Origin of the sequence: Pseudoalteromonas sp. S1609, from assembly GCF_005887255.1 — a bacterium.
Taxonomy (GTDB): domain Bacteria; phylum Pseudomonadota; class Gammaproteobacteria; order Enterobacterales; family Alteromonadaceae; genus Pseudoalteromonas.
The window spans coordinates 1-293 of the sequence record NZ_PNDJ01000146.1; the positions used below are offsets into that span (position 1 = coordinate 1).

Here is a 293-nt window from a genome sequence, read left to right on the forward strand (position 1 = left end):
TGGTCGCTCTTAATGATTAGTCACTTCTATTTATACTTTGTGTGTAAATAGGTTTAAAACATAAAGGAAATTAAGCATGGCTTTATCAATTCAATCAAATATGGCTTCAATGTCAATTCAAAACCAGCTTGGTCGTAGCAACAACGATTTATCAACAGCGCTTGAGCGTTTAGGGTCTGGTTTTAAAATTAACTCTGCAAAAGATGACGCAGCGGGTCTACAAATCGCATCACGCTTAAACGCACAAGTACGCGGCCAAGAAGCAGCGCTTTATAATTCAAATAATGCAATGT

Annotated in this window: 1 protein-coding gene; it reads left to right on the top strand. The window is 37.5% G+C overall.

The window, feature by feature from the left end; all coding sequences use genetic code 11:
- Window positions 1-76: 76 nt before the first annotated feature.
- Window positions 77-293: flagellin N-terminal helical domain-containing protein (locus CWB76_RS19130; RefSeq protein ID WP_502704772.1), on the top strand; the 217-nt coding region annotated here is incomplete at its 3' end.